Here is a 9,547-nt window from a genome sequence, read left to right as displayed (position 1 = left end):
GCGCCGTCCGGTCCGGTGAGCCGTACGGTGTCGCCGGGCTCGGCCCAGAGCGCCCGCGCGACCGAGGCCTCCAGGACGACGGCGCCGGCCGTGGGGTCCGCGCCGGTACGGGTGCCGGAGCCGGTGTCCGGCCGGGTGAGCCAGCCGCCGGCGGTGACGAGCGGCCGTCCCGTCTCCGGGGGATCCACCGCGGCCGCGCGCAGCGTGACGCCGGCGCGCGCGCCGTGCGATTCGACGGTCGTCGCCGTCGTGCGGTAGGGCCCGGCGAGTGCCTCGACGCCGTCGAGACCGGCCAGGGCGTCCGTGTTGGCCCCCGCGCGGGTGTTCAGCCAGATGTGCGCGCCGTGGGACTGGTTGAAGATCCGTTGCCAGGGGTTGGCGGCGTAGCCGAACAGGGCGCCGGCCAGCAGGAGCGAGGCGATGATCCCGGCGCTGGCCAGGACGACGAAGAGGGCTTCGCCCCGGTGTGCGCGGAAGTCGGCGTGTGCCCAGCGCAGGGTGGCCCGCACGGTCACTCCTTCAGTTCCAGGTCCAGTACCCCGGAGACGCCGCGGACCGGACCGCGACGCCCGCCGTCGAGGTGGGCGTCGTCGGCTATGCGCCCGTCGAAGAAGCTGATCACGCGGTCGGCGGCGCTGGCCATGCGGGCGTCGTGGGTGACCATCATGATCGTCTGGCCGCGCTGGTGGAACCGGGTGAGCAGCCGCAGGACCTCGCGCGTGCCCTTGCTGTCGAGGCTGCCGGCCGGTTCGTCGGCGAGCAGGAGCGCGGGGTGGTTGACGAGTGCGCGGGCGAGCGCGACGCGCTGCTGCTCGCCGCCGGACAGCTCGCCGGGCATCGACCGCTCGCGGCCTTCGAGGCCGAGTTCGGCGAGCAGTTCGGCGCGGGACGCGCGGGCGGCCTTCGGGGAGGCGCCGGCGAGCAGGGCGGGCAGTTCGACGTTGTCGGCGACGGTGAGGTTGGAGACCAGGTTGAAGAACTGGAAGACGACGCCGATGCTGCGGCGCCGCAGGACCGCCCAGCGGGCCTCGCGGTACTGGTCGACGCGTTCTCCGCCGAGCCACAGTTTCCCGCTGTCGGGCCGCTGGAGTCCGCCGATCAGGTGCAGCAGCGTGGACTTCCCCGCTCCGGAGGGTCCGGTGACCGCGACGAACTCGCCCGGCCGGACGGACAGGTCCACTCCGCGCACGGCGTGCACCGGCACGCCTTCGCCGTGGTGCGTCTTGGTCAGGCCCTCGGCGCGCACGATGGGGACGGCGGCGGCCGCGTCGGCGCTCACGGCAGGAGCCGTGGTCGCGTCGTCGCTCATTCCAGCTCCTCCTGACAGCGCTCCAGCCAGTCGAGGTCGGCCTGCAGGTGCAGCATGGCGCCCTCGATCAGCAGTTGGGAGATCTTGTTGTCGCGGTCCTCGGTCGCGGCCAGCTTGGACAGGTCCCGCATGGTGTTGAGGTACTGCCGCCGCTGCTTGTTGATCAGGGCGATCGGATCGGCCAGCCCGGACTGCGGTGCGAGGGCCAGCTTCATGAAGAACTCGTCCCGTACCCGGGGTTCCTCGGCGGTTTCCTCGAACCAGGCCAGCACGGCCTCGCGCCCCGCGTCCGTCAGCCGGTACGTCCGCTTGTTGGGCCGGCCCGACTGCTCGACGTCCTCGCCCTCGATCAGGCCGCTCTTCTCCAGCCGGCCGAGGGTGACGTAGATCTGGCCGACGTTGGGCTGAGGGTACGCGGCGCCCAGGAGCTTCTCAAGGTCCTGCTTCAGCTCGTAACCGTGCGCAGGGCTACGGGTGAGGAGCGCAAGGAGCGCCAGCCGCACTCGCTCCCCCTCCTTCCCGCTCCGTAGTCAACGGTTCACTCGGCAACGGGCCGGGTGGCGCCGCGCTCCGGCTCGTCTGCCTGGACGTCTAGTATCGCCCATGCCTAACGGGTATATATAGGCCACGGTGGTCGGCGGCGCAGCCGGATCGAGCACTGCGTCGTGCGCTGGGAGGAATCTATGCGGTGGACACGTGCCGCGGGTAGAGCTCTCCTGGTGGCGGCGGTGGTGCTGGCGGGATACGCGGGTTTCGGCGTCCGCTCCGACGCGGGTGCGGCCTCCGCGGGCCGCGGTCCCCTGACGCTCGTGACGGCGGGCGATCTGACCGACTACCTCCCCCCGCTCCTCGACGACTGGAACGACGCCCACCCGGGCGAGCGCGTCACGCTCGTCGAGCTGCCGGACTCGGCGGACGAGACCCGGGCGCAGATGATCAGCGAACTGCGGTCGGGCCGCAACCGGTTCGACGTGCTGAACATCGACGTCGCCTGGACGTCGGAGTTCGCGGCGGCCGGCTGGATCTCCCCGCTGGAGCGCGGACGCTTCCCCCTGGACGCCTTCCTGCGGCCGGTCGTCGACACCGCGACGTTCGACGGCCGCCTCTACGCGGTCCCGTACGTCACCAACGCGGGCCTGCTGTACTACCGCAAGGACGTCCTGGACCGGGAGGGCGAGCAACCGCCGCGCACCTGGGCCGAGCTGGCCCGCCAGGCGCGCACGATCGCCCCGAAGTACGGACTGGACGGGTACGCCGGCCAGTTCCTGCCGTACGAGGGGCTCACCGTCAACGTCACCGAGGCCGTGCAGTCGGCGGGCGGTTCGATCCTGCGCGACGACGGCGCCCGGGTGACGGTGGACTCCGACGCGGCGCGCACCGGACTGCGGTTCCTCGCGGACGGCGTTCGGGACGGCTGGATCCCGCGTGCCGCGCTCGGCTACAAGGAGGAGGAGTCGCGGCAGGCCTTCCAGGACGGCCGGCTGCTCTTCCTGCGGAACTGGCCGTACGTGTACGCGGACGCCGGTGCGAGCGGGTCGAAGGTCGCGGGCAGGTTCGGCGCCGTCCCGCTGCCCGGTCCCGACGGGCCCGGCACCAGCGTGCTCGGCGGCTCCAACCTCGCCGTGAGCAGCCATGCGCGGCATCCCGCCTCCGCGGCCGATCTCATTTCGTACCTGACCAGTGAACGGGTCCAGCGGCAGGTGCTCACCCGGGGCTCGCTCCCGCCGGTGCGCGCCGCGCTGTACGAGGACCCGGAGCTGATCCGCGCGTACCCGTACCTGCCGACGCTCCGCCAGAGCGTGCTGTCGGCGGTGCCACGCCCCAAGAGTCCGCGCTACGACCAGGTGAGCCTCGCCGTGCAGGCCGTGGCCCAGGACGTGATGGCGCTGCGCCAGACTCCGGAGCAGGCGACGGCGCGGCTCGCGCGCGAGCTCCGCCCCCTCTCCTCCAGGCGCTGACCCCGCCCGCTCTCCCTCCTCCATCGGCGCTCCCCTCAGGGCTTCTACTTACATGTTAAGTAGAAGCCCTTCGTCTTGCATGCGCATCTTTAGGGACAAACCACCCCAGCTTTTCGCTGTTTCTGGACACATCGTTGACACCTTCCAGTCGCTGCTACTTAACATGCATGCATAACAGCGCACCCGCTCTGGGGCGCTCTCGCATTCAGCAGAACAGGTCGACGCGAGATGCTCAGCACCCTTCCGGCCGACACCGGCCACCCCTCCCGTACCGCCCCCGCACCGGCTCCCTGGTGGCGCGACGCGGTGATCTACCAGGTCTACGTCCGCAGCTTCCTCGACAGCACCGGTGACGGCATCGGCGATCTGGCCGGCGTCCGGGCCGGGCTCCCCCACCTGCGCAGGCTCGGCGTCGACGGCATCTGGCTCAGCCCGTTCTATCCGTCGCCGCAGCACGACCACGGCTACGACGTCGCCGACCACTGCGGTGTGGACCCCGTCTACGGCGACCTCGCCGAGTTCGACCGGCTGGTGGCCGACGTCCACCGCCTCGGGCTCAAGCTGCTGCTCGACATCGTCCCCAACCACTGTTCGAGCGAGCACCCGTGGTTCCGCGCGGCACTCGCCGCGGCGCCCGGCGGCGAGGAGCGCTCCCGGTTCCACTTCGCTCCCGGCCGCGGCGAGGCCGGGGCCGAGCCGCCCAACAACTGGCGCGCGATGTTCGGCGGTCCCGCCTGGAGCCGCGTTCCCGGACCCGACGGCGCCCCCGGCGAGTGGTACCTGCACCTGTTCACCCCCGAGCAGCCCGACCTGAACTGGCGCGACCCGGCAGTCGGCGACGAGTTCGAGCGGATACTTCGCTTCTGGCTGGACCGCGGCGTCGACGGTTTCCGCATCGACGTCGCCGCCGGGCTGTTCAAGCACCCCGAACTGCCCGACTCGGACGACCCCGGAGCCGACGAACGCGCCCGGGACGCCGTCAACCAGCTGGCCTGGAACCGGCCCGAGGTGCACGGCGTGTGGCGCCGCTGGCGCGCGGTGTGCGAGGAGTACGCGGCCCGGGACGGCCGGGAGCGGCTGCTGGTCGGCGAGGTGTCCGTGCCGACGGCGCGCGAGCACGCCGCGTACGTCCGTCCCGACGAACTGCACCAGGCCTTCTTCTTCGACCTGCTCAGCGCGCCCTGGGACGCCGGCGCCTTCCGCGCGACGATCACCGAGGCGATACGCGACATCGCCGGCACCGGTTCCACCGTCACCTGGGTGCTCAACAACCACGACCAGGTCCGTACCGTCACCCGCTACGCGGGCGAACCCGGAGTGGAGGGCAGCGGGCTGGGAGCCGCCCGCGCCCGTGCCGCCGCCCTGCTGATGCTCGCGCTGCCCGGCGCGGCCTACGTCTACCAGGGCGAGGAGCTCGGACTGCCCGAGGTCCTCGACCTGCCGGACGAGGTCCTCACCGACCCGATCTTCCACCGCACCGGCAGCCGCGAGCACATCCGGGACGGCTGCCGGGTGCCGCTGCCCTGGTCGGGGCACGCCTCCCCGTTCGGCTTCAGCCAGGGCGTGCCCGGCGCGCGACCGTGGCTGCCGCAGCCCGAGTGGTTCGCCGAGCACTCCACGGACCGGGCCCTGGCCGACACCCGTTCCTTCTGGCACCTCTACCGCGAAGGCCTCCAGCTGCGGCGGAGCCTGCCGCAGCTCGGCGAGGGCACCCTGCGCTGGCTGGACGCGCCCGCGCAGGTCCTCGCGATGGCCCGCGGCGACGGCCTGGTCTGCGCGGTCAACTTCGGCACCGAGCCGGTGCCCGCGCCGGTCGCCGGTGCCCCGCTGCTGGCCAGCGGACCCTGCCCCGACGGCGTGCTCCCCGCGTCGACCGCCGCGTGGTGGACGGCCGACTGCCCGACGCCGTGAACCGCGGCCCCCGGCACGCCGGACCGTTCCCGCAGCCTCCCCTCCTCCCCGAACCCGAACGCGCAAAGGACCTCATCATGCGACGACCCGGCAAGACGACCCGGCGCACCGCGGCCACCGCATCGGCGGCCCTCGCCCTGGCCCTCGGCGCCACCGCCTGCGGCGGCACCACCGGACCCGCGAGCGGCGGCGAACTCAGCGGCCAGACCGTCACCGTGGCCGGTGTCTGGACCGGCAGCGAACAGAAGAACTTCAAGAAGGTCCTCGACGCCTTCACCGCGAAGACCGGCGCCAAGACCGTTTTCGTCCCCTCCGGCGACAACGTCTCCACCTTCGTCGGCAGCAAGATCGAAGGCGGCAACGCACCCGACGTGGTGATGGTCCCCCAGGTGGGCGTGCTCCGGCAGTTCGCCAAGCAGGGCTGGCTGCAGCCGCTGTCCGAGGAGGCCGCCAAGACGGCCGGCTCTTCCCTCGCCCCGGTGTGGAAGGACTACGGCAGCGTCGACGGCACGTACTACGGCCTCTACTTCAAGGCCGCCCACAAGTCGACCGTCTGGTACGCCCCGCAGGCCTTCGCCCAGGCCGGCGTCTCGGAGCCCGGGAGCTGGGCGGACCTGCTGAAGGCGGGCCGCACCCTCGCCGACTCGGGCCGCCCGGCCTTCGCCGTGGCCGGCGAGGACGGCTGGACCCTCACCGACTGGTTCGAGAACGTCTACCTCTCGCAGGCCGGACCGCAGAAGTACGACCAGCTCGCCCGGCACGAGCTCAAGTGGACCGACGACAGCGTCGTCAAGGCGCTGACCACCCTCGGCGAACTGTTCAAGGACAAGCAGCTCGTCGCCGGCGGCGCCCAGACCGCGCTCGGCACCGACTTCCCCTCCTCCGTGGAACAGGTCTTCGGCCCCGAGCCCAAGGCGGGCATGGTCTACGAGGGCGACTTCGTGGGCGGGGTCGCCAAGGACCAGTTCGGCAAGAAGCCCGGCGAGGACGCCAAGTTCTTCCCGTTCCCCGCGGTCGACGGCGGTACGGCGCCGGTCGTCAGCGGCGGTGACGCGGCCGTCGTCCTCAAGAACGGCAAGAACGGCAAGGCCGGCATGAAGCTGCTCGAATTCCTGGCCGGCCCCGAGGCCGCCGAGGTGTGGGCCGGCGCCGGCGGCTTCCTCTCCCCGAACACCAAGGTCGACCTCGCGGCGTACGGTGACGACACCACGCGCAGCACCGCCAAGTCCCTGGTCGCGGCGGGCGATTCGGTCCGCTTCGACATGTCGGACCAGGCCCCGGCGGCGTTCGGCGGCACCAAGGGCGCGGGCGAATGGAAGCTCCTCCAGGACTTCCTGCGCGACCCGTCGGACCCGCAGGGCACGGCCGGGAAACTCGAAGCCGAGGCCGCCAAGGCGTACGGGAACTGAGGCGGCCCCCATGGCTGACACCCTGACCGCCGACGGCGGTCCCGCCACCGGGACGCCGCCCGCCGGCACCCGCACCTCCCGCGGCGCAACTACCGCGGCGGACCCGCGGCGCCGCGCCCAGCGCAGGAAACGCCGCCTCGCGATCGCGTTCGTACTGCCGGCCCTGCTGCTGCTCGGAGCGCTCGTCGTCTACCCGGTCGTCTTCTCCGTCGGCCGCAGCCTCTTCGACGCCGACGGCGACCGGTTCGTCGGCGCCGGCAACTACGCGGCGATCGTCCACGACCCGGCCACCCTCAAGGCGATCCGCAACAGCGCCATCTGGGTCGTCGTCGCCCCCGTCCTGCTGACCGGCCTCGGGCTGATGCTGGCCGTGCTCACCGAGAAGGTGCGCTGGGCCACCGCGTTCAAGCTGGTGCTCTTCCTGCCGATGGCCGTGTCGTTCCTCGCCGCGGGCATCGTCTTCCGCCTCGCCTACGAGCAGGACCCGGCCCGGGGCGTGCTCAACGCGGTCGTCGTCGGCGTCCACGACACCTTCGACGACGCCGCCGCCTATCCGACGGCCCGCATCCGGGAGGGCCAGGGCCTGACCGGCCGGGCGGGCGGCCCGTACGGCACCGAAAAGACCGTACGGACCGGCGCCTCGGTCGGCCTCGGCCTCGTCGGCGTGGCACCCGACGCGATACCGGGCGGCGCGAAGGCCGCCGCCCCCGCGGCGCCCGGCACGGACGGGATCGGGGGCGTGGTCTACCTCGACTTCGCCCCCGGCGGCGCCGGCACACCGGGCCGGGTCGACCCCGGCGAGAAGGGCCTGCCCGGCATGACGGTCGAAGCCGTACGGGACGGACGGGTCGCCGCGACCGCGACCGCCTCCGACGACGGGTCGTTCCGCCTCACCGGGCTGGCCGAGGGCGAGTACACCGTACGGCTGCCCGCGGCCAACTTCGCGGCCCCCTACCGGGGCGTGAACTGGCTCGGCCCGGCACTGGTGACACCCGCCATCATCGGCGCCTACCTGTGGGTGTGGACCGGCTTCGCGATGGTCCTGATCGGCGCCGGGCTCTCGGCGATCCCCCGCGACGCACTGGAGGCCGCGCGGATGGACGGTGCCAGTGAGGGCCAGATCTTCCGCAGGATCACCGTCCCCCTGCTCGCGCCGGTGCTCACGGTGGTGTTCGTGACCCTGGTGATCAACGTGATGAAGGTCTTCGACCTCGTCTACATCATCGCGCCCGGGCCGGTGCAGGAGGAAGCGAACGTACTGGCCACGCGGATGTGGCTGGTCTCCTTCGGCGGCGGCAACGACCAGGGGCTCGGCAGCGCACTGAGCGTGGTGCTCCTCCTGCTGGTCGTCCCGGCCATGGTGTTCAACATCCGGCGATTCCGAAGGAGCGGAGCATGAGCAGCCACAGCGCCGCCGAACGACGACTCCCGTCCCGCCTGCTGGGCAGTTCGGTCGTCCAGGGCCTGCTCGTCCTGGTCGCCCTCGTATGGATCACCCCGCTCGCGGGCCTGTTCCTCTCCTCGCTGCGCTCCGAACGCGACAACGCCTCCGACGGCTGGTGGACCGCGCTGACCGATCCCTCGCAGCTGTCCCTGGACAACTACGGCGCCCTGCTGAAGGACTCGGGCATCGCGCAGGCCTTCGGGAACACCATCCTGATCTCGGTCCCCACCACCGTCCTGGTCGTCGCGATCGCGGCCCTCGCCGGATACGCCTTCGCCTGGCTGGACTTCCCCGGGCGGGACGGCATCTTCCTCGTGGTCGTCGGGCTGCTGGTGGTCCCCGTACAGATCGGGCTGCTGCCCGTGGCCAAACTCTTCGGCGCCGTGGGACTGTTCGGCTCGATCGCCGGTGTCGTCCTCTTCCACGTCGCCTACGGGCTGCCGTTCGCGGTGTTCCTGTTGCGCAACTACTTCGCCGAGATCCCGCGCGAGATGCTGGAAGCGGCCCGGATGGACGGCGGCAGCGAGTGGCGGATCTTCTTCCGGCTCGTCCTGCCGCTCGGCCGGCCGGCCCTCGCGAGCCTGGCCATCTTCCAGTTCCTCTGGGTCTGGAACGACATGCTCGTGGCGCTGCTGTTCGCGGACAGCGGCTCCCAGCCCCTCACCGTCGCGCTCCAGTCCCAGATGCGGCAGTTCGGCAGCAACATCGGCGTCCTCGCACCGGGGGCGTTCCTCTCCCTGGTGGTCCCGCTCGTCGTCTTCTTCGCCTTCCAGCGGCACTTCGTCCAAGGGGTGATGGCGGGTTCCGTGAAGTGAGGTGCGACCAGGGGTTCTTCTTGATCAAGTCGCCCGCGCGGGAGCGGCGCCGCTAGCATCGGAGCGGTTCGAGCCGCGTAGGGGAACGCGTGGGGGAATCCGTTCCAGACGGGAGTCCGACCTCATGGCCACGCCCCGCCGCACCACCCACGCCACCCGTATCGCCCGTATCGCCGCCGCCGGCGCCCTGTCCGCAGCGCTGCTGACGGCCGGGGGCCTCGCCACCGCGACCACGTCCGCCGCCTCGGCGAAGCCGGCACCGGCGGCCTCCGCATCGGCCGCCGCCGGGGAGATCACCCTCAAGGCCACACCGACCTCGGTCCAGGCCGGCGAGAAGGTCACGTTCACCGGCCGCACCAAGGGCCTGCCGATCGGCACGAAGGTGGTGCTCCAGCACAAGAACGGCGACAAGTGGACGACCCTGCACGCGAACACCGTGGTCAAACAGGGCTCCAGCTTCTCCTTCGACAACACCTTCAAGACCAAGGGCAAGGAGGAACTGCGGGTGAGCGCGGGCAACCGGACCTCGCCCTCCACCACCGTCACCGTCGGCTGATGACACCGTGAGGAAGGCCGGTTTGGGCCGGCCCCCCCCCCCCCCAAACGCGCCACCCCCCGCGCGGGGGGGGGCCCACAAAGGGGGTTTTTGTGTGGTTTAAAAAAAAACAAGCCCACCCAAACCCAATGGGAGGGGGGGTGTG

General features: G+C 71.8%; 8 protein-coding genes and 1 pseudogene. 6 read left to right on the top strand and 3 right to left on the bottom strand.

Features of this window, described 5'->3' with window-relative positions; genetic code table 11:
• The 3 genes and pseudogenes from ACFXA3_RS17630 to ACFXA3_RS17620 all read right to left on the bottom strand — a co-directional run.
• Positions 1-509, bottom strand: a pseudogene (locus tag ACFXA3_RS17630) (ABC transporter permease); the annotation flags it as partial.
• Between the two features lie 2 nt (positions 510-511).
• On the bottom strand, positions 512-1,309 hold the full coding sequence (locus tag ACFXA3_RS17625; protein WP_385187710.1) for an ABC transporter ATP-binding protein: 798 nt from the start codon (positions 1,307-1,309) through the stop codon (positions 512-514).
• Complete coding sequence (locus ACFXA3_RS17620; protein WP_385187708.1) at positions 1,306-1,812, bottom strand: PadR family transcriptional regulator; 507 nt, start codon at positions 1,810-1,812, stop codon at positions 1,306-1,308. The genes ACFXA3_RS17625 and ACFXA3_RS17620 overlap by 4 nt, the downstream gene beginning before the upstream one ends.
• A 180-nt stretch (positions 1,813-1,992) precedes the next feature.
• Here ACFXA3_RS17620 and ACFXA3_RS17615 point away from each other — a divergent pair, with 180 nt between their 5' ends.
• The 6 genes from ACFXA3_RS17615 to ACFXA3_RS17590 all read left to right on the top strand — a co-directional run bounded on the left by ACFXA3_RS17615 (position 1,993) and on the right by ACFXA3_RS17590 (position 9,402).
• Complete coding sequence (locus ACFXA3_RS17615) at positions 1,993-3,267, top strand: ABC transporter substrate-binding protein (RefSeq protein WP_385187706.1); 1,275 nt, start codon at positions 1,993-1,995, stop codon at positions 3,265-3,267.
• 228 nt (positions 3,268-3,495) lie between these two features.
• A complete protein-coding gene (locus ACFXA3_RS17610; protein WP_385187704.1) occupies positions 3,496-5,178 on the top strand; it encodes a glycoside hydrolase family 13 protein in 1,683 nt (560 codons plus the stop codon).
• A gap of 77 nt (positions 5,179-5,255) precedes the next feature.
• A complete protein-coding gene (locus ACFXA3_RS17605) occupies positions 5,256-6,587 on the top strand; it encodes an ABC transporter substrate-binding protein (protein ID WP_385187702.1) in 1,332 nt (443 codons plus the stop codon).
• Positions 6,588-6,597: 10 nt separating this feature from the next.
• Entirely contained in the window at positions 6,598-7,986 is a 1,389-nt protein-coding gene (locus ACFXA3_RS17600) for an ABC transporter permease subunit (RefSeq protein ID WP_385187700.1), read from the top strand.
• Positions 7,983-8,846, top strand: coding sequence for a carbohydrate ABC transporter permease (locus ACFXA3_RS17595; RefSeq protein ID WP_385187698.1), 864 nt, complete (start codon positions 7,983-7,985; stop codon positions 8,844-8,846). Before ACFXA3_RS17600 ends, ACFXA3_RS17595 begins: the two co-directional genes overlap by 4 nt.
• A 124-nt stretch (positions 8,847-8,970) precedes the next feature.
• Positions 8,971-9,402 carry a hypothetical protein gene (locus ACFXA3_RS17590; protein WP_385187696.1) on the top strand — a complete coding sequence of 144 codons (432 nt, stop codon included), beginning with the start codon at positions 8,971-8,973 and terminating at the stop codon, positions 9,400-9,402.
• The last annotated feature ends 145 nt before the right edge of the window (positions 9,403-9,547 follow it).

The organism is Streptomyces sp. NPDC059456 (genome assembly GCF_042750055.1).
GTDB lineage: Bacteria > Actinomycetota > Actinomycetes > Streptomycetales > Streptomycetaceae > Streptomyces.
Note: the sequence above shows the minus strand (reverse complement) of the source record. Positions and strands in the feature narration are given on the sequence as shown.